Below are 22,750 nucleotides of genomic sequence, written 5' to 3'. Positions count from 1 at the left end.
CGAGGTTGCGGATGGCTGGAAGGTGTTTCCCCTGCCGCGCAGTATAGCCCTCCGGCGTAAGAGGTCGATCCGCCTGCGCCGATTGCAGGCAGCGCGTCACAGCCGCTCCGCGGCCGGTGGCGGAACGGCCGCCCCCTGCTCAAGCGCCCCCTCGCCCAGCCTGCCGGCCACCCTCTCCTGCCGGGCTGGCTACACTGTCCGCGGGCCGGGCGGCAGCTTTCCGCCGGATACCCGGCAAACCGGCCATCCCATCGCTATCGAGGCATGCATGAGCGGCAATCACCAGACGTCTTCCCTTCCCTCCGGCATCACCTTCGTCGGCGGGGGCAACATGGCCCGCAGCCTGATCGCCGGCGTGACCCGGGCCGGCGTGCCCGCCGCCTCGATCGAGGTCGTGGAACCCCAGGTCGCCCTGCGCCAGACCCTGCAGCAGGAGCACGGTGTGCGCACGGCCAGCGCCATCGCCTCGGCGGCGCTGGACGGACAGGTCGTGGTACTGGCGGTCAAGCCGCAGGTGATGACCGCCGTCTGCGCTGAACTGGCGCCGCGGCTCGCCGCCGGCACCCTGGTCGTGTCCATCGCCGCCGGCATCACCCTCGCCGCCCTGCGCGACTGGCTAGGGACCGGCGCCGTCCTGGTCCGCGCCATGCCCAACACCCCCGCCCTGCTGGGGGCGGGCATGACCGGCCTGTACGCCGGCACCGAGGTCGGAAGCGCCGACCGGCAGGCCGCGCAGGCGATCCTCGCCGGCGCCGGGCAGACCCGCTGGATCGATGAAGAGGCCCTGATGGACGCGGTCACCGCGGTTTCCGGCAGCGGCCCGGCCTATGTGTTCGCGCTCGCCGAGGCGATGGAGGACGCCGCCGGCGCGCAGGGGCTGCCGGACGAAGCCGCACGGCAGATGGTGGTGCAGACGATCCTCGGTGCGGCACGCATGCTCGCCGAGGGCGGGCAGAGCGCAGGCGCCCTGCGCCAGGCGGTCACCTCACCCAACGGCACGACCCAGGCCGCGCTCGAAACGCTGGCTGCTGGCGGCTTCCACGAACTGGTGGGCAACGCCGTGGCTGCGGCGGCGCAGCGTGGCCGGGAACTCGCGGGCGCCAGCTGACACCGGCCCATCCATCGCGATACCGCATCGCACGATGATCCACCGCTCCCTCGGCTCCCCTTGACGGCCGCCTGCCGGCGGCCGCTCTCGTTCAGCGACCCGCACCGCCCCCGTGTTCGCGCAGGTCCTGGCGCAGGATACGGCGCACTTCGAGCACGGCATCCGGCGTTTCCTGCACGCTGTGCCCGGAAACGATCACCTTCTCCGACAGCACGCCATCCAGGTGCGCGCTCCAGTACGGCACCAGCCCATCGTCGGATTCGGCCAGCGGCATGTCCGCTTTGCGCTTGGCGATGATCGAGTGGTACTTCACCTGCGGCGCCATCGGCAGCGCCGACGACGCCCGGATGAACGGGTCGGTCGCCTTGAGGTTGTCGATGCTGGTGCCGATGCGCGGCGCCTTGGGCTTGCCGCCCGGCTCGCCGGCATCCTGCATGGCCAGGAACACTTCCTCGAACTTGCCAAGGATGGTCAGCGGCAGGCGCACCAGCTTGCCGATCAGGCGCCCCAGCCGGTCGCCGGCGATGTCGGTGCCGCGATGCGGCGAGGCGATGAAGATCGCGCGACCGACATCCGGCTGCGGCGAGAAGCGCGCCAGCGGCCCCAGCCGCGCCTCGACCCGCCGCAACCGCTCCCCGCGCAGATTGAAGCGCTCCACCGCGCCATTCCACAGCGTGTCGCCCGATTCGCTGAGCATCAGCCGCGCGATCACCCCGCCCATGCTGTGGCCGATGAACACCATGTCGTGCGTCGCCGCCGCAGTGCGCTGCGGATCGAAGTGGTCCAGCGTCTGGTTGAACGCCCTGCTGATCGTGTAGCGGTTCAGCGCGATGGGTGCGTTGGTCGGGTAGTAGACAGACCAGATCTGGTAGTGCTGGCGCATTTCCGGGTCGCCCATGATCTCGTTGGCGAGGTTGACCCAGGCTTCCGGACTGCTGGCCAGGCCATGCAGCATGAAGATGATGCGGCGGTCCGGGTCGTAGGGTTGCATCAGGTAGATGTGCGGTTCACGGATGCCCTGGCCGCGGCCGAACAGGGTGCGCAGCGACTCGGTGGCGAACCCGGACTGCGCCATCCACAGGCCATAGGCCGCGGTGAAGTTGGCCGCCAGCGGCACCTGCTGGCCTTCCAGCTGGATGGTGGTGGCGGTATCCGGCGACCAGGCCTCCAGTCGGATGTCGCGCGTGGCCAGCACCTCGTCCAGGGTGCTTCCGCTGAAGCGCAGCAGCGCGGTGGCATTGATCGCCGGCATCTCGCTGAACCCCGGCGAAGCGGGCCGGCTCTCCCCTTCCACCGGGATCGCCAACGCAGGCGCGTCCATCACCACCACCAGTTCGGCGCCGAAACCATCGCGGCGATAGGTACTGCGCAGGCCGGCGAAACTCACCGCAGTGGCCGACACCAGTTGCCGCGGGATGCCGTTCAGCTGCAGCCGGTCGAAATCGGAACGGATCGTCCAGCGGTCCACCTGCACCGGGCTGCGGTAGTCGGCGCCTTCCAGCGCGCGGGCGCGGGTGTACTGGAACACGACCGACGCGGTCTGCTCGGCCGCGTAGTTGTAGTAGTCGCGCACCTGCGTGAGCCGATCCTCCAGCGCGCGCTCGGCCGGCGTACGGCCGCTGAAGAACAGGTACGCATAGGAGTAACGCGCGGTTTCCAGCCAGGCATCGAGCGCGGCGTCCGACAATGGTGTCGCCTCGCCCACCCTGGCCTTGGGCGTCAATGCGAGCGCCTGCTGCATCCACAGCTCCGCCAGCGTGGACAGCCGCTGCTCGGCCTGCAGCCCGTCGATGGTGGCGACCGTCTGCCGGCAGGTAGGCAGGTCCTTGGCGCACTGCGCAGCGGTGAGGCCGATGACGCTCAGCGATTCCTGCGACAGCGCGCTCAGGCGGCCACTGTTGAGGATGTCGTCGCGCTTGAGCATCGCGTAGTCGGCAGGCGTGACCTGCTTGAGCTTCACCATCGCGCAGCCGCTGGACAGCAGCAGCGATGCGGCGATCAACGGAATCAGCCAGCGGCGCATGCGCACATGCAGTCCCTGCGTCATGGGACGTCTCCTTCGGGAATGCCGGGGATGCCCTCGCGGATCCTCCGGGAAAAATCGGCCGTGTCCCCCGCTTCGCGCGCGCGCAGGGTGATGCGGCCGCGGTCATGCAATTGCGCATATGGAACGCCGGGCGCCAGCCCACCCACGTCGGCGACGTACTCGGCCAGGTAGCCGGAGAGCAGCAACCGGTAGTCCAGCGGCAGCGTCGGCACGATCCGGTGCATCAGCTCGTACACGATGGTGGTGCAGTTGCTGGTCAGCGTGTTGTAGAACGCCGGCGCGCGTTCCAGCGCCTGCGCCTGCACGACGTAGTAACGCAGCAGCTCGCGCATCTCGTCCTGGCTGAGGCCCTGCAGCCGGTAGAGATAGACATCCTCGCCGCGCGCGTTGGTGCGCACCTGCACGATGTCGCGCTCATCGGCGGCCACCAGCACCGCCTCGAACCTGCGGAAGAAACCCCCCAGTGCGGAGAACGATTCGCCGCGCTCCTTGCGGATTTCCAGCGAGAACACCAGTTGCCGACCATCGGCGAAACCGAAGGAGACCAGCGTGTGCGCGATCGCCGGCCCCATCCAGTAGGAAAGGATCAGGTCGACCGAACGCACCTGCGACAGGTCGTATTCGCGCCGCTCCCAGCGGACGTCGTAATCGTCCTCGCCGCGCCAGTGGAAATCGCGCACGTTGTCCAGCAGCAGGCGGTTGCCCTCGATGCGGGCGTGCAGCGGTTGTGCGACGTCGTCGGCCCATTGCCGGTCCTGCCGCGGCTGGATCGTCGCCCACCAGCCAAGCAGCAGGACGAAGCCCGCGCCGAACACCGCCAGCGAATGCCAGCGCCGCCTCCGCGCGAAGCTGGCACGCAGCGCCCATATGCAGGGGATGCACCAGACCAGGATCGCCGCCACCCGCGCGACGGCATTGCCCGGGAACTGGAACCACAGCGCCAGCCCGCCCCAGATCCCCATCGCCAGGCAGGCGAACATCAGCCCAAGGCCACCGGTCCCGCGCACCACCCGGCGCAGGATTCCTCCGTCAGTTGTCGCCAAGCACGCCTCCACATCCAGCCGGCAGGCCGTGGCCGCACCTTCCCCACCGACATGCCGCACCGTCACCCGCTGCCATCACGCTCACTCCCTCCTGCTCCGCCCTTTCGGCGGCGCAACGATAGCGTGCGGCCCGACAAAAGCCGAGTGAAGCGATGCCCGCCTACGGAACCCGGAGCGCCGGCCACTCCGTGGCAACGACATGGCGCGGAGCGCAGGCACCGAACCATCAGGGCGGCTCGCGCATTACCCGGAAGGCGCGGCCATTTTTCACCAGGGAGATGGCCACAAAAAGCCTTCGGGAGCGGCTTTTGACATCCCCTGTCGAAGGCACCGGGGGTTCCGGACCATGGATGGCGGGAACAAAAAAACCGGCCATCGGGCCGGTTTTTTTCTTCGCTTGGTGGGCGGTGCAGGGTTCGAACCTGCGACCCTTGCCGTGTGAAGGCAATGCTCTACCGCTGAGCTAACCGCCCGTGTTGCGAGCCGCTCATTATAGGGGCAATCGCGACGACGTCAACGGATTGATGCAACTTTCTGTCGCCTCTTCCGCGAGCTGCCATGAGCATGTCGATGGCGACATCCATGCGGGCACTTTCCGGACCTTGCGGCGCGTCCGGAAGGCTCACATGGTATGGGTCGGCTTGTCCGAACCGGAGGTACCGGCCAGCAGCGTCTCGATCCGGCTGCGGATCGCCTCGCCGTCCGCGCCATCGGCCAGCTGCACGCCGATGCCGGCCTGGCGGTTGCCCTGCGCGCCCAGCGGCGTGACCCAGACGACCTTGCCGGCCACCGGCAGGCGTTCACTGGAATCGGGAAGGGTCAGCAGCAGGAACACCTCGTCGCCCAGGAAGTAGCGCTTGGGCGTCGGCACGAATACGCCGCCGTTCTTCACGAACGGCATGTAGGCGCTGTACAGCGCGGCCTTGTCCTTGACCGCCAGGGAAAGGATGCCCTGGCGGGCGTTCGTCGCACTCATCGGATGTTTCCTTTGGATGGCACCTGGTTGGCCGCGGCCCAACCCAGCAGCAGTTCCACTACGGCCAGATCGGCGCGCACCGTAGTGCGCAGCAGGTCGCGCGTACGGTTGGCGGCATCGAACCAGGCGGCCAGCTTGTTCAATCGGTCCGGATCGGTCAAGCCGTCCGTGGCCCTGTGCAGGGCCAGGTCGGCGGCGTGACGCAGCCGCAGGTCGGCGTTTTCGTCGCCGCTCCAGCGCTGCGCCAGTTCCACTGCGCCGACGCGGCCGGCGGCAAGCTTGTCCAGTTCGTCGGCGACCTGCCGGCGCAGCGCCATGCCCTCGCCCTGCAGCCAGCGGTCGGCCAGGCCGGGATGGCCGCGCGCGGCGTCGAGCGCCTCGCGCGCCGCGCTTTCGCCATGTCCCTGGTGCTGCAGCCAGGCCAGCGCCTCCTCGCGCGGCGGCAGGCGGAACTCCAGCCGCTGGCAACGGCTGCGGATGGTCTGCGGCAGGCGCGCCGGGTCGGCACTCACCAGCCACAGGTAGCGACCCGGCGCAGGCTCTTCCAGCGTTTTGAGCAGTGCGTTGCAGGCCGCGCGGTTGATGGCATCGGCCGGATCGACGATCACCACCTGCGCCACTCCATACTGCGGCGTCAGCGCCAGCTTCTGCGAGATTTCGCGCACCTGCTCGATCACGATCTCGGTGCGCAGCTTGTCGCCGGTCTTGTTCGGGATGAAGGAGACCACCTGCAGGTCCGGGTGGGTACCGGCGGCGATCAGCTGCGCATTGCGCCCGCGGCCAGCCGCATCCATGCCGTTGTCCAGCACATGGCGGGCCAGTGCCATCGCCACTTCGCGCTTGCCCATGCCGGCCGGCCCGCACAGCAGCAGGCCGTGGCCGAGGCGACCGGCATCCAGCGCGGCCACCGTCTGTTCGTAGGCGCGCTGCTGCCAGGGGGCGAAGCCACTGCTCACTGCCGGGCCTCCGGCGCGCGGTTCTCGCGCAGCTGGCGCAGGTAGCGCGCGACGGCGGCGTTGTGTTCGGCATAGGTGGCCGAGAACACGTGGGCGCCGCTGCCGTCGCCCACCGCGACGAAATACAGCGCGTCCCCCGCTGCCGGCCGTGCCGCGGCAAGCAGCGCGTCCTTGCCGGGCATGGCGATGGGCGTGGGCGGCAGTCCGGCGCGCGTGTAGGTGTTGTACGGCGTGTCGGTGGTCAGGTGCACCTTGCGGATGTTCCCGTCGTAGGCGCTGCCGATGCCGTAGATCACGGTCGGGTCGGTCTGCAGGCGCATGCCCTGCTTCAGGCGGCGCGCGAACACGCCGGCGATCTGCGGGCGTTCCGCGGCCAGGCCGGTCTCCTTTTCGATGATCGAGGCCAGAATCAGCATCTCGTAGGGCGAGGCCAGCGGCAGGTCGTCGCTGCGCGCGGCCCAGGCGGCGGCCAGCTCCTTTTCCATCGCCGCGTGGGCGCGCTTGAGCACGTCAAGGTCGCTGTCGCCACGCTGGTAGACGTAAGTCTCCGGCAGGAAGCGTCCCTCCGGATGCTGGTCGGGGAAACCGAGGCGGCGCATCAGTTCGGCATCGTCCAGCGCATCGGTCTCGTGCAGCAGCGGCTCGGCGCGCTGCAACGCGGCGCGCAGCTGGCGGATGTTCCAGCCTTCGACGATGGTCACGCGATGCTGCAGCACCCTGCCCTGGCGCATGCGCAGCAGCAGTTCGCGCGGGGTGAGCGTGTCGTCCAGTGCGTATTCGCCGACCTTGAGCTTGCCGGCGGCGTCGAGCTCACGGGCCAGCAGCTGCCACTGGTAGTTCTTGCCCTCGACGATGCCGGCCCCGCGCAGCTTGCCCAGTACGGCATTGAAGCCGTCACCACTGGCGATCACCACGCTTTCCTCGCTCGGCGCAAGCCGGACATCGGCGAACTGCACCTGCCGGTAGTAGAACCAGCCGCCCACGCCAGCCACGATTCCAGCCAGCGTCAGCAGCAGCATCAATACCGCCAGAAGACAGCCGCGTTTGCCCAGCGCCATGGATTACCTCTGAGTCCGATCCTGCCGTGCAGGATACCGCGCGCCGCCTTGCACCCGCCAAAGGAATCGCCTGCCGATGGCCCGAAGGGTGGCCGCCGGGGACGGTGGCAACAAAGGAATCGCCTGGAGCGATTCCTGCCATCGCTTGTCGATGGCCCGGAGGGTTGCCGCCAGGGACGGTGGCAACAAACCAATGCCCGCATCCGCTACAGCGCGCGCAGCAGGCCGCGCGCCTTGGCGCGGGTTTCGTCCAGTTCCCTGGCCGCATCGGAATCGACCACGATGCCGGCGCCGGTACGGAAATGCACCGTGTCGCCCTGCACTTCCGCCGTGCGGATCAGGATATTCAGGTCCATGTCGCCGTCGCGGTTGAGCCAGCCGAAGGCGCCGGTGTAGGCACCGCGCGCGGTCCGCTCCAGCTCGGCGATGATCTCCATGCAGCGCACCTTGGGGCAGCCGGTGATGGTGCCGCCGGGGAACGTGGCCGCGATCACCTGCCCCGGCGTCACTTCCGGCCGCAGCAACGCACGCACGTTGCTGACGATGTGATGCACGTGGGCATAGCTTTCGACCGTCATCAGCTCGTCCACCTCGACGCTGCCCGGCATCGCGATGCGGCCCAGGTCGTTGCGCTCCAGGTCGATCAGCATCACATGCTCGGCGCGCTCCTTGGGATGACCCACGAGTTCGCGGATGCGCGCGACATCGTCGTCGCCCTCGAAGCGCGGGCGCGTGCCGGCGATCGGCCGGGTCTGCACCACCTCGCCCTCCACCGACACCAGCCGCTCCGGCGAGGAGCTGACCACCGCTCGCCCGGCCGCGTCGAACAGCCCGGCGAAGGGCGCCGGATTGGCCTGGCGCAAACGCGCATACAGCGCCGCCGGTGGCAGCGACTGCCCGAAACGGGCCTGCCAGCCGCGGGAGAGGTTGACCTGGAACACGTCGCCGGCATGCAGGTAGTCGATGACACGCCCCACCCCATCGATGAAGCGCGCATCGGCGTCCTCGTCGATGGCCAGCGGCGGCTGCCATGCCGGCAGGGCCGGCAGGTGCCGCGACGCCTGCAGATCCTGCTGGAGCTGCCCGAGCAGTGCGTCATGCCCGTCTTCGGCCACGGCCACGCATCGCCCGTTCCCGCGGTCGCGCAGCACCGCAGCCGGGCAGCGCAGGGCCAGTGCCGAGGGCAGGCCATCGCTGCGGTGTGGCAGCCGCAATACGGGTTCGACCTGCGCGGCCAGTTCGTAGTCGAACAGCAGTGCCCAGCCGCCACGGAAGGGGACGCCCGCATCGGCCGGGTCGCGCACGATGCGCGATGCCTGCCAATCGCGGTCCAGCGCGTCGAGGAAACCGCCTTCGACCGGCACGCCGTCCTCGCGCCGCACCTGGCCATCGGGGTCCAGTCGCAGCTGGCCGCCATCGGCGACCAGCAGCAGGTCCCAGCGCCCCTGGCGTCCAGCGGCGGTGGATTCGAGCAGCAGCGGATAGCGCTGCGGAGCGAGCCGATGCAGCGCCAGCAGGTCGGTGTCGGCGTGCAGGGGGAAGAGGTGCATCGTCGCCCCAGGAGAGTCCAGGAGAGCCAGCCGTTCTCCCGGTGGGAGACAGTCCGGCAGGATTGCCGGGCTGCACGGCGAAGCCGCCCGGAGGGTGAGGCACAGGGATGTGCCGAATGCAGGTGCCCCGAAGGGGCGAACAGGGCCAGCGATGTCCAAGCTGCCCGGACTGCCGCTGCCCCTCACCCCAACCCCTCTCCTGCCGGGAGAGGGACTGAAGCAGAAGCATCAGACGCGCTTGAACACCAGCGTGCCGTTGGTGCCGCCGAAGCCGAAGCCGTTGGACATCACCACGTCGACCCTGGCCTGGCGCGCGGTGTTGGGCACGTAGTCCAGGTCACAGCCTTCGCCCGGCTCGTCCAGGTTGATGGTCGGCGGGATCACGTTGTCGCGCAGCGCCAGCACCGAGAAGATGGCCTCCACGCCGCCGGCAGCGCCGAGCAGGTGTCCGGTCATCGACTTGGTGGAGCTGACCATCATCCTGTAAGCGTGGTCGCCGAAGGCGGCCTTCATCGCCATGGTCTCGCCCAGATCGCCCAGCGGCGTCGAAGTGCCGTGCGCGTTGAGGTAACCGACCTGTTCCGGGGTGACGCCGGCGTCCCTCATCGCCGCGACCATGCAGCGCGCGGCACCCTCGCCGTTCTCGCTCGGCGCGGTCATGTGGTAGGCGTCGGAACTGGCGCCGAAACCGGCCAGTTCGCAGTAGATCTTCGCGCCGCGCGCCTTGGCGTGCTCGTATTCCTCGAGGATCAGGATGCCGGCACCATCGCCCAGCACGAAGCCATCGCGGTCCTTGTCCCACGGCCGCGAGGCGCGGGTCGGATCATCGTTGCGGGTGGACATGGCCTTCATCGCGCAGAAGCCGCCCACGGCGGTCGGCGAGGAACCGCGTTCGGCGCCGCCAGCCACCATCACATCCGCATCGCCATACTGGATCATGCGCATGGCGGTGCCGATGGAATGGTTGGAGGTGGCGCAGGCCGAGACCGCCGAGAACGACGGCCCCTTCAGGCCGGCGATGATGCTCAGCTGGCCCGGCAGCATGTTGATGATGGTCTTGGGCACGTAGAAGGGCGAGATCTTCCTGCCCTCGTGGAACTCGATGGTCTGCTCTTCGATGCCCAGCAGGCCGCCGATGCCGGCGCCGACAATGGCGCCGACGCGCTCGGCGTTGGCCTCGGTGATCTCCAGACCCGAGTCGTGCAGGGCCATGAACGCCGCGCCCAGACCGTAGTGGATGAACGGGTCCATCTTCTTGGCATCCTTGCCGCTGACCCGGTACTTGCCGAACTGTTCGTTGTCGGCGGTGATGTCGAACTCCTTGACCTCACCTGCGATCTTGGTGGTGAAGCGCTCCAGGTAGGCGTCGGCGATGTGGGTCAGCGGACCAATGCCGGAACGGCCTTCGGTGATGCCCTGCCAGCTGCTGGCCAGATCATTGCCCAGGGGCGAGACCATGCCCAGGCCGGTAACGACGACGCGACGCTTCATTGCGGTTTCTCCTGACCCGGTGCTCGATGCGGGTATGGCGCGGGGGACGCTTGGATGCACGTGGCCGCTTGCGGCCCGATTTCAGATTTCAGGGACCAGACCGCCGTGCGGCCGCCCCTTGAGGATGTAACACCCGAATGGGATGGGGCCATTGCGCGGCCGGCACCCGAATGGGATGGGGCCGCTGTCGCGGCCCCATGGGCTTGCCGTGCGCGGCGTGCGGCCATGCCGCCGCCACGCATCAGCCGCCGGTCATCAGGCCTTGACGTGGGCCTTGATGTAATCGATCGCGGCCTGCACGGTGCTGATCTTCTCGGCTTCTTCGTCCGGGATCTCGCACTCGAACTCTTCTTCCAGCGCCATCACCAGTTCAACGGTGTCCAGCGAGTCAGCGCCCAGGTCATCGACGAACGATGCGCTGTTGGTGACTTCTTCTTCCTTGACGCCAAGCTGTTCGACGACGATTTTCTTGACGCGTTCTTCGATGGTGCTCATTGGATATCGCTCCAGATGGAGTAGTGGTTCAAAAGGCGCCATCGGAAGCGATGGCCGTGGGATAGTGTAGTGGAAAGCGCCGGAGCCTTGCATTCTGGCAAAAAGCCACGGCGATCAACCACTTGGGCGCAGTCCCTGCGCCGCACGCTTACGGCATGTACATGCCGCCGTTCACGTGGAGGGTTTCGCCGGTGATGTAGCTGGCCGACGGGCCGGCCAGGAACGCCACCGCGTGGGCGATGTCCGCCGGCTCGCCGAGGCGGCCCAGCGCGATCTGGCCGAGCATCGCGGTCTTGGCGTCCTCGGGCAGATCCTTGGTCATGTCGGTATCGATGAAGCCCGGCGCGACGACATTCACGGTCACACCGCGGCTGCCGATTTCCTTGGCCAGCGATTTGGAGAAGGCAATGATGCCGGCCTTGGCCGCGGCATAGTTGGCCTGGCCGGCATTGCCGGTCACGCCGATCACCGAGGCGATGTTGACGATGCGGCCCTTGCGCGCCTTCATCATGCCGCGCATCACCGCCTTGGAGGTGCGGTACACGCTGGTCAGGTTGGTATCGAGGATGGCCTGCCAGTCCTCGTCCTTCATGCGCATCAGCAGGTTGTCGCGGGTGATGCCGGCGTTGTTGACCAGGATGCTGATGGCGCCGAATTCCTTGGCCACCGCATCGATCAGCGCGTCGACCGCGCCCGGCTCGGTGACATTCAGCGCGCGGCCGTGACCACCCTGCGCGGCCAGGCGCGCGCCGATGGCGGCAGCGCCGGACTCGGTAGTGGCGGTGCCGATGACGGTCGCGCCCTGCGCGGCCAGTTCGTCGGCGATGGCGGCGCCGATGCCGCGGCTGGCGCCGGTGACGAGCGCGATTTCACCCTGCAATGGCTTGCTCATGCGGTTTCCTCTTGGTGCAGCCACACGTCGCGGCTGCAGGTCGGGGCCGGGCGCGGACGCCGGCGGCCGTATCGTAGGGTCAGGCGGCCCACTCTTCCAGCGCGCCGGCGAAATCGGCCGGGGTGGCGAGCGAACGGCCATCGATGCTCTTGTCGATGCGCTTGACCAGGCCGGTCAGCACCTTGCCCGGGCCGCATTCGGCCACGCGGCTCGCGCCGCGCGCGGCCAGCGCCTGCACGCAGCCGGTCCACTGCACCGGCAGGTACAGCTGCCGCACCAGCGCGTCGCGGATGGCCTCGACGCTTTCATGCGCCTGCGCATCGACGTTCTGCACCACCGGCAGCGAGGGCATCCGCCAGTCCAGCCCGGCCATGGCCTCGGCCAGCCGGTTGGCGGCCTCGCGCATCAGCGGGGTATGCGAGGGCACGCTCACGGCCAGCTTGACCGCCTTGCGCACGCCCTTTTCGGCCAGCAGCGCCAGCGCACGATCCACCGCCCCGGCGTCGCCGCCGATCACGATCTGGCCAGGGGAATTGAAGTTGGCCGGCACCACCACCTGGCTGCCGCTGGCCTGCACGCAGACCTCCTGCACCAGCGCGTCCTCGGCGCCGAGCACCGCGGCCATGGCACCGACGCCGGCCGGCGCGGCTTCCTGCATCAGCTGGCCACGCAGGCGCACCAGGTGCGCGCCGTCGCGCAGCGACAGCGCGCCGGACGCGACCAGTGCGGTGTACTCACCCAGGCTGTGCCCGGCCAACAGCGCCGGCTTCGCCCCCCCCTGCGCACTCCACAGCCGCCACACCGCGATGCCCGCGGCCAGCAGGGCCGGCTGGGTGTATTCGGTGCGGTTGAGCTGCTCTTCCGGGCCGCCCTGCGACAACGCCCACAGGTCGACGCCTGCTCCATCCGACGCTTCGGCGAAGGTATCGCGCACCTGCGGATGCAATTCGGCCAGTTCGGCAAGCATGCCCAGCGACTGGGAACCCTGGCCGGGGAATACGAAAGCAAGTCGGGAGTCAGTCACGCGGTCATCTGCTGCATGAATCGAAGCGGCGCATCATAAGCGTGAATGCCCCCGCCCGTCTGTACTGGCGCGTATGCAGGCCGTTCCCGACCCGCTCAGGCAAGCAGTGCCAGCAGGTCCAGTTCGCCGTCGGCAAGCCAGTCCAGCGACAGCACCGCCAAGGCGACCAGACCGGAGGCGGTGGCCCCGTGCACGACGAGGATGGCACGGGCCAGCGCGCGCCCCGACCTGCCGGCACGCCGCAGCAGGCCGGCCAGCCGCTGCAGGCGACCTGTCACCTCATGCGCATGCTCGACCACCGGCCGGTCCGCTCCTTCCATCGCGTCAGCCAGCATCGCCCTGAGCACCTGCGGGCGCCTCTCGTAATACCGGGCCACGCCGTAACCGAACATCAGCCAGTCGCGCGCCTGCGCCTGGTCCAGGTCCATGACCTCCAGCGGATCTTCCTCGAAGTCGATGAAGCCCACGCGCTGCCCGTCCCAGGTCATGTTGCGCGGCAAGGGCTGGCCGAAATACGCGCCACCACGGTGCGCCCGGGCGATGGCGTCGATGGCGGCGGCCACCAGGCGGTCACGCCCGGCCACATCGGCCTTGCGCAGACAGGTATTGAACGAAGCGCCGGTATGCTCGAGCACCAGCGCGGCCTTGCCCTGCCCGATCACGTCGGGAACATTGACGCCCTGCGTCTTGAGCTCGACCAGACGCCGCGCCTCGATCTCGCGCGCCTGCGCACCACCACGATGCGGCGGCGGCCGCAGGGCATCAAGCTGGAAACCGCGCGCGACGAAGCTCAGCAGCCCAAGGGCCAGTGCCCGGCTGCTTTCACCATAATGCTTGAGCCATGCGCGCTGCCCTTCGATGAGAATGGGTTCAGCCATGACGGCACCTCCCGGAAACAGCGGCCATCGGGCCGCGCCGGGAGCCTCATGCCCCCGGCCAATCCGGCATATCAATAGCGCAGCAGCGCCGAACCCCAGGTGAAACCACCGCCGAAGGCCTCCAGCAGCAGCAGCTGGCCGCGCTCGACCTTGCCGGAACGGATCGCGTGATCCAGCGCCAGCGGCACCGAGCCCGCCGAGGTGTTGCCGTGCTTGTCCACGGTCACCACCACCTGCTCCATCGACATCTCCAGGCGCCTGGCCGTGGCTTCGATGATGCGCAGGTTGGCCTGATGCGGGATCAGCCAGTCCAGGTCGGACTTGTCCAGGCCGTTGGCCTGCAGGGTTTCGTCCACGACCGAGTCCAGCGCCTTGACGGCGTACTTGAATACGTCGTTGCCCTTCATGGTCAGCTTGCCGGGCTTGTCCAGCCCGGTGGATACGCCGACCGGATGCCACAGCAGCTCCTTCTTGCTGCCATCGGCATGCAGATGGGTACTGAGGATGCCGGTGTCCTCGTCGGCCTTGAGCACGACGGCGCCGGCACCGTCGCCGAACAGCACGCAGGTGGTGCGGTCGTTCCAGTCGACGATGCGGGTCAGGGTTTCCGCACCGATCACCAGTACATGCCTGGCATCGCCGTTGCGGATGAATTTGTCGGCCACGCTCAGGGCGAACAGGAAGCCCGAACATGCCGCATTGACGTCGAACGCCGCCGCGCCGGCCGCGCCGAGGCGCGCCTGGATCAGGCAGGCGGTGGACGGGAAGATCAGGTCCGGCGTGGTGGTGCCCACGACGATCATGTCCAGCTGCGACGGCTCGATGCCGGCTGCTTCCAGCGCGCGCAGTGCGGCGTTGTAGCCGAGGTCGCCGGTGGTCTCGCCATCGGCCGCCACATGCCGCTCGCGGATGCCCGTTCGCGACTGGATCCACTCGTCACTGGTGTCGACGATCTTGGTCAGATCCTCATTGGTCAACACCTTTTCGGGCAAATAGCTACCGGTGCCCGCGATCCTCGAGTAGATCCGCTTGCTCATGCTGGTTCCTGTTGCGCGGGCCCGCGCTGCGGCGGCCCCGGAAGAAATCGGTGCGGGGCCGCCACCTCGCGGTGGCGGCCCGACGCGAATCAATCTTCTTCGACGACCGAGGTCTTGGTCGTGATCACCTTCTTGCCACGGTAGAAGCCGTCGGCGGTGATGTGGTGACGCAGATGCACTTCGCCGGTGGTCGGGTCGGTGGACAGCTGCTTTGCGCTCAGCGAATCGTGCGAACGGCGCTGGCCGCGGCGGGACGGGGTAACACGGGATTTCTGCACAGCCATGGGATTGCTCCAAACTCGGTTCGTTCGTTTCGTCGTTGCAGTGCGCGGGATGCGGACATCCGGCACTGGTTTTGCTTTCGCCGCAGCCGCCGACGACAACCGGCTGCTATTGTTTCTTCAGTGCCGCCAATGCCGCGAACGGATTGGCCTTGCCCAGCTCCTCGCTGGTCGCGGAGAAGTCGCGTTCGACCGCCTCGCTTCCCGGCGCCACCGGCACCACCGGCACCACCATCACCAGCTCGTCCTCCACCAGATCCAGCGGCCGCAGGTTGCCGTCTTCCGGCACCAGCAGCGCTTCGTAATCCGGAGGAAGCGCCTGTTCCTCGTCTTCGTCGCGGACCAGGCCCAGCCGCTGCACCATGTTCACCGGCAGCAGGAAACGCTGCATGCTGCGCTGGCAGACCAGCGGCAGCGCGGCATCGATGGTCAGTTCGACATAGGCGACCCGCAGGACCTCGTCGCGGCCGAATTCCAGCGCATAGCTGCACTCTCCTTCGGCATCGGCGACCAGCCCCTGCAGGCGTGCCAGTGCGGACAACGGCACACGGCCTTCGAAGCGCCTGCGCGCTGCGACCATCCGCCAAGCATCCAGCAATTCGGGCACGTTCGCGGACATAAGCTGCAGAATGTTAAGGACAGGCCTACCCGCTGTCAAATCCACCCCGCCGGCCATTGCCACGGCGGCACCGGCAACGCAGACTCGGCGGCGGCTTCCACGCCGGTATTCTCGCATGTCAGCCCTGATCCTCGCCTCTACTTCCCGCTACCGGGCCGAACTGCTGTCCCGACTGCGGGTGCCGTTCAGCTGCGCGGCCCCCGAGGTGGACGAAACCCCGCTTCCCGGCGAACCGCCTTCCGCACTGGCCGTACGGCTCGCACGGGCGAAAGCAGCCGCCGTCGCCGCGCGCCACCCGGGCGCGTGGGCCATCGGCTCGGACCAGGTTGCCGAACTGGAGGGCGCGCCGCTCGGCAAACCCGGCACCCGCGAAGCCGCCTGCGCGCAACTTGCCGCGATGTCGGGCCGCGAGGTGCTGTTCCATACCGCGGTCTGCATGAGCAACGGCGAACGGCACCTGCAGGCCACCGACCTGACCCGGGTCCTTTTCCGCACGCTGCACGCGGACGAGATCGAACGCTACGTCGATACGGAACTGCCGCTGGACTGCGCCGGCAGCTTCAAGTGCGAGGGACTGGGCATCACGCTGTTCGAGGCAATCGATAGCAAGGATCCCACCGCGCTGGTGGGGCTGCCGCTGATTTCCCTGTGCCGGCTGCTGCGCGAAGCGGGTCGCATCCTGCCCTGAAGACAGCACGCGACGGCCACACTCAGCGGTCCGGGACGTCGAAAGGCTGCTCCCACCAATCCTCGACACTGCCATCGGCGCCGTGCAGGCGCAGCCCCAGCCAATGCCTGCCCGGGGACATGCCGTCCGTTTCCAGGCGCGCACCGAAGCCCACGCGGGGATGGTTCGGATCGGTGGAGATGTTCCAGAAACCGGTGACGTCATAGTCCAACCCGTAATCGGCCCGGACCACCACGCTGCCATCCACCAGCACTTCGACCGAGCTCAATCCGACGCCATCCTTGAACGCCCACCCTCTCACGTCCATGACACCCCGTGCGACGGCATCGGGAAGCGGCGCATCGACCCACGCCATCGCCGGCGTGACGCAGGAACCCGGCTGTTTTCCGGCCGGCAGCCGGAACAGCAGGAAACGCTGATAGCCATGGTCGGTGGACACGACGCGCGGTGGCGGCAGCGGCCCGACCAGGGCGCATACCTGGTGGTAGCGCGCCAGCAGGTCGCGATAGCGCTGGTCGCCTGTTGCCAGCACCAGCAGCCGCGGATTCGGGTGGTCTTCTCCGATCAGTTTCCACAACGCCAACTGCGCGGTGCGCCCGTGCTTGTCGTTGAGCGGATGCGGCAGTACATGGATGGACGCATCGTCGCGCAGGAATCCCAGTTCGGCACCGACCTTGAAACTGCCGGCCACCAACTGGGCATCCCCAGGCATGCCGGCCAGTTCTTCGCGCACCGCATCGGCCAAGGGCTGCCAGCCGGCGAAATTGCGCGGGTAGAACTTGTTGCCGGCCAGCTGTTCGCGCAGCGCCGGCGAAGCAGCCGTCAGGTAATAGCCGAACGCGCAGGCGACGCCCGCCAGCGCCAGTGCCCAGGCGAGCCGCCGCCAGAGGCGTGGCCAGCGGCCAAGGATGAGCGGCACCGCGACCAGCAGGGCGAAGTAGCCCGGCAACGGCCAATGGAAACTGATGCGTTCCACGTCGGTGAAGAACCCGAGCAGGAAGATGGCGAGCGTGGAGACGCCGCCCACCAGCGCGAAATAGCGCCATTGCACGCGATGCTGGCCTGCCGGCACCGGACGGATGCCGGCCACGCACGCCTGCCACATCGCGATGCACAACAGCGGTGTCGCCAGCAGCGGCTGGATGGCCAGGAACCACAGCCCGCTGCCCTGGAACGCCCAGGGATGGCGTTCGACCAGCTGGAATTTCAGGCCCGCGTCCTGGTTGTCCAGGTTCCAGGCCAGCAGCGGCAACCAGGCGACGATGCCGACCGTCAGCGCCATCCATATCCGCGCATCGCGCAGCGCGCGCCGTCCTTCCGGCAACAGCAGCAGCGCGATGAAGCCGACCCCGATCACGCCGATGAAGCGATAGTGGCTCAACGCCCCCAGCACCAGTCCGGACGCCAGCATCAACGCGCTGCCGGCATCGACAGTGCGCAGCAGGCGGGCGCCGGCGCCGAGGCAGAGCACGGCGGCGAACGCCATGGGCACGTCGGGCACCGCCAGGATGCCCAGCGTCGCCGAAAGCGGCATCAGCAGCGTGAGCGAGCCGGCCTGCCAGCCGAACCGCGCTCCGAACCAGCGCGTCGATATCCGCACGACCATCCACGGCAGGAGCGCGCCCATTGCCAGGAACGGCAGGCGTACGCCGAAGGCGTGATGGCCGGCCAGTTCCTCGCCGAGCCGCGTCATCCATGCGGTCAGCCCCGGCAGGTCCGAATAGGCGGCCGCCAGATGCCGGCCTTCCTGCCAGTAGAACGCCTCGTCGACGAACAATGGCAGGCGCGCGGCCACTACCGCCTTCAGCGCCGTGATCGCCACCCAGAGCACGACGAACGCATTGCGCGCACGCTGACCCACCTGCATTGCCGCTTACACTCCCTTCGACCCCAGATCCGAGACGACCATGGCGCCGATGCCGTCGCGAAGAATGCTAACCGATGTCGCCTTCAAGGCTCTGCAGCAGGCGCAGGACCAGGTCAACGCCCTGCTGCTGGGCAAGAGCGCCGAGGTGCGGCTGGCGTTCGTCGCGCTGCTGTCCGGCGGGCACCTGCTGATCGAGGACCTGCCCGGTCTGGGCAAGACCACCCTCGCCCATGCCATGGCCTCCACGCTGGGGCTGCAGTTCCAGCGCGTGCAGTTCACCTCCGACCTGCTGCCCGCCGACGTGCTGGGCATTTCCATCTACGAGGCGGAAAGCCGCGGTTTCCGTTTCCATCCGGGGCCGGTGTTCAGCAACGTGCTGCTGGCCGACGAGATCAACCGCGCACCGCCGCGCACGCAGAGCGCGCTGCTGGAAGCCATGGCCGAACAGCAGGTGACGCTGGACGGCACCACCCACGTGCTGCCCGATCCGTTCTTCGTGATCGCCACGCAGAACCCGGTGGACATGTCCGGCACCTTCCCGCTGCCGGACTCGCAGATGGACCGCTTCCTGCTGCGGCTTACCCTCGGCTATCCCGACGCCGGCGCCGAACGCGCCCTGCTGGCCGGCGCCAGCCGTCGCGAGCTGATCGCACAGACGCTGCCCAGCCTGGCCGAACAGGACATCCGCGACCTGCGCATGGCGGTCGAACAGGTCCATGCCAGCGACGCGCTGGTCGACTACGTGCAGCGCCTGCTGGCGCGCAGCCGCCAGCAGGCGGGCGTCCGCGTCGGCCTGTCGCCGCGCGCCGGCATCGCCCTGCTGCGCGCAGCCAAGGCGCATGCACTGCTGGCCGGCAGGGAACATGCACTGCCGGAGGACGTGCAGGCGCTTTTCGTCGCCGTGGCCGGGCATCGACTCGTCGCCGAAGCGGAGTCGTCCTCGGGCGCCGCCCTGGCCGGCATGATCCTGCATGGCGTCCAGGTCGACTGACGTGCCCGCCTGGCTGCGCGCCCGCCTGCTGGCCCTGCAACGGCTCGCGCGACCGCGCCGGCCCGAGTCGCTGCCGGTCACGCTCGACCGCCATCGCATCTATGTCCTGCCCACCGGCTTCGGCCTGTTCCTCGCCACGCTGCTGGCGGCGATGCTGCTGGGTGCGCTGAACTACAACAACAATCCGGCGCTGCTGTTGGCCCTGCTGCTCGCCGCCACGGCGCTTGCCAGCGCGCTGCAGGCGCACCTGCAGCTGGCTGGACTGCGCATGGACGCCGCGTCGGCCGAACCGGTGGCCGCCGGCACACCGCTGCGGTTGCGGCTGGCGCTGGCCCGCGACGACCGCCGACCGCGTCGCGGGCTGCAGGTGGCCTGTGGCCCGGCCAACGCCTGCGCCGACCTCGCGGAGACCGACCGCACGGAGGTCGACCTGTGGCTGCCCACTACCCGCCGCGGCTGGCTCGACCTGCAGCGGATCCGCCTGTCCACCACCCAGCCGCTGGGGCTGGTACGCGCCTGGAGCTGGGTCTGGCCGGCGGCACCGGCACTGGTCTATCCCGCCCCGGAACATCCAGCTCCGCCGCTGCCCGACACCGGCAGCGCCTCCACCCGTACCCGCCAACATCCGCTCGGCGACGAACTGCAGCAGTTGCGCCCCTACCGGCAGGGCGATGCGCGCCGCACCATCGCCTGGAAGCACTCCGCCCGCCGCGACACCCTGCTGGTGCGCGAATACGAACGTCCCACCGGCTCCGAACTGCTGCTGGACTGGCACGCGCTCGGCCCGCTGCCGCATGAGCGCCGCATCGCGCGACTGGCGCGCTGGGTGGACGAGGCCGAACGCGAAGGCCGCCGCTATCGTCTGCTGCTACCGGGCCAGCCGCCGCTGGGGCCGGGCACCGGCGATGCCCACCGCCACCAGTGCCTGCGCGCGCTGGCGCTGATGCCCGACGCATGAAAAAACGACAGGACAGCCGTTTTTCACGGCGAAGCCGCCCGAAGGGTGGCGCAGGGCCGGTTTTTGCTCCTGCAAAACCGGCATTCCCGCCATCCATGGCGGTCAGATGTGCGCCATGAAAAAACGGCAGGACAGGCGTTTTTCACGGCAAAGCCGCCCGAAGGGTGGCGCACATGGATGTGCGCCATGAACGACGACCCCGCTCTTCCGCCACTGAATCCGGCCGCACGCGGCTGGGCGCTGCTGACCACCGCGCTGGCCCTGCTGCCGCTGCTGCTGCAGTTGCCCGGTACGCTGGCCGGCGTGTTCGCCATCGCGGCGCTGCTGGTGGCGGCGCTGTCCTGGCAACGCCGGATTCCCATGCCGCTGCGCCTGCTGCTGGTGGTCACCATGCTGGTGGCGATCTACTGGCAGATGGGCGCCTCGCCGGGCCGCGACACCGGCTGCGCGCTGCTGGCGGCGATGCTGGCGATCAAGTCCAGCGAACTGCGCACCCTGCGCGATGCGCGCAGCCTGCTCGGCTTCGCCCTGTTCGCGCCGTTCGCCGCCTTCCTGCTCGACCAGGGGCCCAGCACCCTGCTGCTGTCGCTGGCGGCGGTGGCCTGCGCCCTGCTCGGCCTGCAACGCCTGGCCGACGCCGAAACCGGCACGGCGCCGCGGCCGGTCGCCTTCCAGCTGCGGACGGTCGGCCGGCTGCTGGTGGTCGCATTGCCGCTGGCGCTGTCCGCCTTCTGGCTGCTGCCGCGCCTGCCGACACCGTTGTGGGGCATCCCGGAGCGGGCGGTGGGGCAACCCGGCCTGTCGGACACGATGGCACCGGGACAGTGGCTGGACCTGATGGCTGACGACAGCCCCGCGCTGCGCGTGCAGTTCGCTGGCGCGGTGCCCATGCCCGAGCAGCGCTACTGGCGTGGGCCGGTGTTGACCCGCTTCGATGGACGTACCTGGACGCGACTGGAAAGCCAGCGCCGCACAGCACCGCCACCTGTCGCCGCGGCACCCCTGCAGTGGGACTACCAGATCGAGTACGAACCCACCGAGCGGCGTGAACTGGTGGCACTGGACCTGCCGTTGGCCGCACCCGACGAAACCAGCCTGGATGCCGACTACACCCTGGTGAGCGCCCGTCCGTTGAACGCGCTGACCCGTTGGCATCTTCGCTCCGCGCCGCCGGCGCGCTTCCAGCCGGACCTGCCGCACGCCCTGCGCGAACAGGCGCTGCAACTGCCCGCCGGCTTCAATCCACGCACGCTGGCGCTGGCCCGGCAATGGCGCCTTGAGGCCGGCACCGACGATGCGGCCATCGTCCGCCGCGCGATGCAATGGATCAGCCGTGATTTCAGCTACACCCTGAGCACGCCACTGCCCGGCCGGCACGGCGCCGACGAGTTCCTGTTCGACTGGAAAGCCGGCTTCTGCGAGCACTTCAGCTCGGCCTTCGTGGTGCTGATGCGCGGGGCCGGCATCCCTGCGCGCGTGGTCACCGGCTATGCCGGCGGCACCCGCAACCGTTATGGCGGCTACTGGCTGGTGCGCAGGATGGACGCGCACGCCTGGGCCGAGGTCTGGCTGCCGCAGCGTGGCTGGACCCGCGTCGACCCGACCGCGGCGGTGGCGCCCGAACGGATCCGCGACACACTGGAAGACCGCCTGGCACGGGGCGATGCCGCCGGCGGCGGGCTGGACATGGGCACGCGCTGGCTGCAGCTCGCGCAGGCCGGCGACTGGCTGCGCCGCAACTGGAACGGCATGGTCCTGTCCTTCGATGCGCGGCGCCAGCAGCAGTTGCTGCGCCCCTTCGGCATCGAGCACCTGGAGCCGGCGCAACTGGCCGGGCTGCTCGCCGCCTTCGCGCTCATCGCTGTCGCCGCCATGGCCTGGCTGCTCGCGCGGGGCGAGCGCGAACGCGATCCGCTGCTGCGTGCCTGGCACCGGCTCGATCGCCGCTATGCCCGTCTCGGCCTGGGCCGCCAACCGCACGAACCGGCGGGCGACTGGGCCGCGCGCGTGGAAGCGGTGCGGCCCGGCAGCGGCCTGAATGCACTCAGCCAGCGTTTCAGCGAGGCGCGCTACGCTGGCGCCTCGTCGGACCTCGCTTCATTATTGCGTGACCTGCACAGGCACCGCCCTCAACCCGGAGTACGAACCGGAGCACGAACATGAAGACCCGCATCCTCCTCACCATCGCCGCCAGCCTGGCCCTGGCCGCCTGTGCCACCGCTCCCAAGCCGCTGCAGGGACAGTTCAGCACCGTGTCCCCGCGCGATACCGTCGCGCAGAAGCAGACCGGCACGCCGGTACGCTGGGGCGGCCGCATCATCGAGACGCTTCCCGGCCAGGGCGAGACCTGTTTCCAGATGATCGCCCGCCCGCTCAACGGCAATGGCCGCCCGAGCAGCACCTCCGCCGATGCCAGCGACGGCCGCTTCCTCGCCTGCCGCGCCGGCTTCTACGATCCGGCGGTGTTCGAGCCGGGCCGCGACGTGACCTTCATCGGCCGCATCGACGGCTACCAGACCACCAAGATCGGCGACTACGACTACCCGCTGCCGAAGATCGCCGCCGACGTGGTGTACCTGTGGCCGGTGCAGCGCGAGGTCGAAGTGGTGCCGGCCTACCCGTATGGCCCATGGGGCCCGGGCTGGGGTCCCGGCTGGGGCTGGGGTTGGCGCGGCGGCTGGTGGTGACCGGCCGGGCCTGATCCCGCATGCGTGACGAAGAACAGACGCCGCCCCCGGGCGGCGTCTGTTCTTGTATCGGCGATGCGCATCCAGGAGGACAGACCCTGGCC

Annotated in this window: 21 protein-coding genes and 1 tRNA gene; 6 read left to right on the top strand and 16 right to left on the bottom strand. The window is 69.0% G+C overall.

What is annotated here, in order from left to right:
* Positions 1-268 precede the first annotated feature (268 nt).
* Positions 269-1,108 (top strand): pyrroline-5-carboxylate reductase, encoded by an 840-nt coding sequence (proC, locus tag AC1DGW_RS00445; protein WP_478018681.1) that lies wholly within the window; start codon positions 269-271, stop codon positions 1,106-1,108.
* Between the two features lie 91 nt (positions 1,109-1,199).
* On the opposite strand, the gene AC1DGW_RS00440 is transcribed toward proC, so the two are convergent.
* From AC1DGW_RS00440 to AC1DGW_RS00370, 15 genes are all read right to left on the bottom strand, one after another.
* A complete protein-coding gene (locus AC1DGW_RS00440; protein ID WP_478018680.1) occupies positions 1,200-3,155 on the bottom strand; it encodes an esterase/lipase family protein in 1,956 nt (651 codons plus the stop codon).
* Positions 3,152-4,135: an Lnb N-terminal periplasmic domain-containing protein gene (locus AC1DGW_RS00435; RefSeq protein WP_478019574.1), complete on the bottom strand. Its 984-nt coding sequence runs from the start codon at positions 4,133-4,135 to the stop codon at positions 3,152-3,154. Before AC1DGW_RS00435 ends, AC1DGW_RS00440 begins: the two co-directional genes overlap by 4 nt.
* A gap of 461 nt (positions 4,136-4,596) precedes the next feature.
* Positions 4,597-4,671, bottom strand: a tRNA-Val gene (locus AC1DGW_RS00430).
* 149 nt (positions 4,672-4,820) lie between these two features.
* Positions 4,821-5,174: a PilZ domain-containing protein gene (locus AC1DGW_RS00425; protein ID WP_478018679.1), complete on the bottom strand. Its 354-nt coding sequence runs from the start codon at positions 5,172-5,174 to the stop codon at positions 4,821-4,823.
* Positions 5,171-6,130 (bottom strand): DNA polymerase III subunit delta', encoded by a 960-nt coding sequence (locus tag AC1DGW_RS00420; RefSeq protein ID WP_478018678.1) that lies wholly within the window; start codon positions 6,128-6,130, stop codon positions 5,171-5,173. The genes AC1DGW_RS00425 and AC1DGW_RS00420 overlap by 4 nt, the downstream gene beginning before the upstream one ends.
* Positions 6,127-7,188, bottom strand: a complete 1,062-nt coding sequence (gene mltG / locus AC1DGW_RS00415) for an endolytic transglycosylase MltG (RefSeq protein ID WP_478018677.1) — start codon at positions 7,186-7,188, stop codon at positions 6,127-6,129. Before mltG ends, AC1DGW_RS00420 begins: the two co-directional genes overlap by 4 nt.
* Positions 7,189-7,394: 206 nt before the next feature.
* The gene (locus AC1DGW_RS00410) at positions 7,395-8,738 is read right to left on the bottom strand and encodes an aminodeoxychorismate synthase component I (RefSeq protein WP_478018676.1); all 1,344 of its coding nucleotides are present in this window, start codon (positions 8,736-8,738) and stop codon (positions 7,395-7,397) included.
* Positions 8,739-8,966: 228 nt separating this feature from the next.
* Positions 8,967-10,229, bottom strand: a complete 1,263-nt coding sequence (gene fabF, locus AC1DGW_RS00405) for a beta-ketoacyl-ACP synthase II (RefSeq protein ID WP_478018675.1) — start codon at positions 10,227-10,229, stop codon at positions 8,967-8,969.
* 255 nt (positions 10,230-10,484) lie between these two features.
* Positions 10,485-10,724 carry an acyl carrier protein gene (gene acpP, locus AC1DGW_RS00400; protein ID WP_005415509.1) on the bottom strand — a complete coding sequence of 80 codons (240 nt, stop codon included), beginning with the start codon at positions 10,722-10,724 and terminating at the stop codon, positions 10,485-10,487.
* 148 nt (positions 10,725-10,872) lie between these two features.
* Complete coding sequence (gene fabG / locus AC1DGW_RS00395) at positions 10,873-11,616, bottom strand: 3-oxoacyl-ACP reductase FabG (protein ID WP_478018673.1); 744 nt, start codon at positions 11,614-11,616, stop codon at positions 10,873-10,875.
* 79 nt (positions 11,617-11,695) lie between these two features.
* Positions 11,696-12,640 carry an ACP S-malonyltransferase gene (gene fabD / locus AC1DGW_RS00390; protein ID WP_478018672.1) on the bottom strand — a complete coding sequence of 315 codons (945 nt, stop codon included), beginning with the start codon at positions 12,638-12,640 and terminating at the stop codon, positions 11,696-11,698.
* A 95-nt stretch (positions 12,641-12,735) separates the two neighbouring features.
* The gene (locus AC1DGW_RS00385; protein WP_478018671.1) at positions 12,736-13,518 is read right to left on the bottom strand and encodes a BUD32 family EKC/KEOPS complex subunit; all 783 of its coding nucleotides are present in this window, start codon (positions 13,516-13,518) and stop codon (positions 12,736-12,738) included.
* A gap of 71 nt (positions 13,519-13,589) precedes the next feature.
* Positions 13,590-14,555, bottom strand: coding sequence for a beta-ketoacyl-ACP synthase III (locus tag AC1DGW_RS00380; RefSeq protein ID WP_478018670.1), 966 nt, complete (start codon positions 14,553-14,555; stop codon positions 13,590-13,592).
* An 89-nt stretch (positions 14,556-14,644) separates the two neighbouring features.
* Entirely contained in the window at positions 14,645-14,839 is a 195-nt protein-coding gene (gene rpmF / locus AC1DGW_RS00375) for a 50S ribosomal protein L32 (RefSeq protein ID WP_054663666.1), read from the bottom strand.
* Between the two features lie 106 nt (positions 14,840-14,945).
* Positions 14,946-15,455 (bottom strand): YceD family protein, encoded by a 510-nt coding sequence (locus tag AC1DGW_RS00370; protein WP_478018669.1) that lies wholly within the window; start codon positions 15,453-15,455, stop codon positions 14,946-14,948.
* 115 nt (positions 15,456-15,570) lie between these two features.
* Here AC1DGW_RS00370 and AC1DGW_RS00365 point away from each other — a divergent pair, with 115 nt between their 5' ends.
* Positions 15,571-16,143 (top strand): Maf family protein, encoded by a 573-nt coding sequence (locus AC1DGW_RS00365; RefSeq protein ID WP_478018668.1) that lies wholly within the window; start codon positions 15,571-15,573, stop codon positions 16,141-16,143.
* A 22-nt stretch (positions 16,144-16,165) separates the two neighbouring features.
* Here the strand turns inward: AC1DGW_RS00365 and AC1DGW_RS00360 are convergent, their stop codons facing one another.
* Entirely contained in the window at positions 16,166-18,010 is a 1,845-nt protein-coding gene (locus tag AC1DGW_RS00360) for an ArnT family glycosyltransferase (RefSeq protein WP_478018667.1), read from the bottom strand.
* A 40-nt stretch (positions 18,011-18,050) separates the two neighbouring features.
* Here AC1DGW_RS00360 and AC1DGW_RS00355 point away from each other — a divergent pair, with 40 nt between their 5' ends.
* The 4 genes from AC1DGW_RS00355 to AC1DGW_RS00340 all read left to right on the top strand — a co-directional run bounded on the left by AC1DGW_RS00355 (position 18,051) and on the right by AC1DGW_RS00340 (position 22,646).
* Positions 18,051-19,001: an AAA family ATPase gene (locus AC1DGW_RS00355; RefSeq protein ID WP_478018666.1), complete on the top strand. Its 951-nt coding sequence runs from the start codon at positions 18,051-18,053 to the stop codon at positions 18,999-19,001.
* Positions 18,982-19,959, top strand: a complete 978-nt coding sequence (locus AC1DGW_RS00350) for a DUF58 domain-containing protein (protein WP_478018665.1) — start codon at positions 18,982-18,984, stop codon at positions 19,957-19,959. Before AC1DGW_RS00355 ends, AC1DGW_RS00350 begins: the two co-directional genes overlap by 20 nt.
* Before the next feature lie 186 nt (positions 19,960-20,145).
* Positions 20,146-22,122: a transglutaminase TgpA family protein gene (locus tag AC1DGW_RS00345; protein ID WP_478018664.1), complete on the top strand. Its 1,977-nt coding sequence runs from the start codon at positions 20,146-20,148 to the stop codon at positions 22,120-22,122.
* Positions 22,119-22,646, top strand: coding sequence for a Slp family lipoprotein (locus AC1DGW_RS00340; RefSeq protein WP_478018663.1), 528 nt, complete (start codon positions 22,119-22,121; stop codon positions 22,644-22,646). The genes AC1DGW_RS00345 and AC1DGW_RS00340 overlap by 4 nt, the downstream gene beginning before the upstream one ends.
* Positions 22,647-22,750 lie beyond the last annotated feature (104 nt).

This window comes from Stenotrophomonas sp. 05N423, from assembly GCF_056397145.1.
The sequence above is the reverse complement of the archived record's forward strand: the minus strand, read 5'-3'. Positions and strand labels throughout refer to the sequence as shown.

Bases quoted from the DNA above. Each gene is read 5' to 3' on its own strand.
- proC (WP_478018681.1), top strand. From the start codon at position 269: ATGAGCGGCAATCACCAGACGTCTTCCCTTCCCTCCGGCATCACCTTC.
- AC1DGW_RS00440 (WP_478018680.1), bottom strand. From the start codon at position 3,155: ATGACGCAGGGACTGCATGTGCGCATGCGCCGCTGGCTGATTCCGTTG.
- AC1DGW_RS00435 (WP_478019574.1), bottom strand. From the start codon at position 4,135: ATGTTCGCCTGCCTGGCGATGGGGATCTGGGGCGGGCTGGCGCTGTGG.
- AC1DGW_RS00425 (WP_478018679.1), bottom strand. From the start codon at position 5,174: ATGAGTGCGACGAACGCCCGCCAGGGCATCCTTTCCCTGGCGGTCAAG.
- mltG (WP_478018677.1), bottom strand. From the start codon at position 7,188: ATGGCGCTGGGCAAACGCGGCTGTCTTCTGGCGGTATTGATGCTGCTG.
- AC1DGW_RS00410 (WP_478018676.1), bottom strand. From the start codon at position 8,738: ATGCACCTCTTCCCCCTGCACGCCGACACCGACCTGCTGGCGCTGCAT.
- fabF (WP_478018675.1), bottom strand. From the start codon at position 10,229: ATGAAGCGTCGCGTCGTCGTTACCGGCCTGGGCATGGTCTCGCCCCTG.
- acpP (WP_005415509.1), bottom strand. From the start codon at position 10,724: ATGAGCACCATCGAAGAACGCGTCAAGAAAATCGTCGTCGAACAGCTT.
- fabG (WP_478018673.1), bottom strand. From the start codon at position 11,616: ATGAGCAAGCCATTGCAGGGTGAAATCGCGCTCGTCACCGGCGCCAGC.
- AC1DGW_RS00385 (WP_478018671.1), bottom strand. From the start codon at position 13,518: ATGGCTGAACCCATTCTCATCGAAGGGCAGCGCGCATGGCTCAAGCAT.
- AC1DGW_RS00380 (WP_478018670.1), bottom strand. From the start codon at position 14,555: ATGAGCAAGCGGATCTACTCGAGGATCGCGGGCACCGGTAGCTATTTG.
- rpmF (WP_054663666.1), bottom strand. From the start codon at position 14,839: ATGGCTGTGCAGAAATCCCGTGTTACCCCGTCCCGCCGCGGCCAGCGC.
- AC1DGW_RS00370 (WP_478018669.1), bottom strand. From the start codon at position 15,455: ATGTCCGCGAACGTGCCCGAATTGCTGGATGCTTGGCGGATGGTCGCA.
- AC1DGW_RS00365 (WP_478018668.1), top strand. From the start codon at position 15,571: ATGTCAGCCCTGATCCTCGCCTCTACTTCCCGCTACCGGGCCGAACTG.
- AC1DGW_RS00360 (WP_478018667.1), bottom strand. From the start codon at position 18,010: ATGCAGGTGGGTCAGCGTGCGCGCAATGCGTTCGTCGTGCTCTGGGTG.
- AC1DGW_RS00355 (WP_478018666.1), top strand. From the start codon at position 18,051: ATGGCGCCGATGCCGTCGCGAAGAATGCTAACCGATGTCGCCTTCAAG.
- AC1DGW_RS00350 (WP_478018665.1), top strand. From the start codon at position 18,982: ATGGCGTCCAGGTCGACTGACGTGCCCGCCTGGCTGCGCGCCCGCCTG.
- AC1DGW_RS00345 (WP_478018664.1), top strand. From the start codon at position 20,146: ATGAACGACGACCCCGCTCTTCCGCCACTGAATCCGGCCGCACGCGGC.
- AC1DGW_RS00340 (WP_478018663.1), top strand. From the start codon at position 22,119: ATGAAGACCCGCATCCTCCTCACCATCGCCGCCAGCCTGGCCCTGGCC.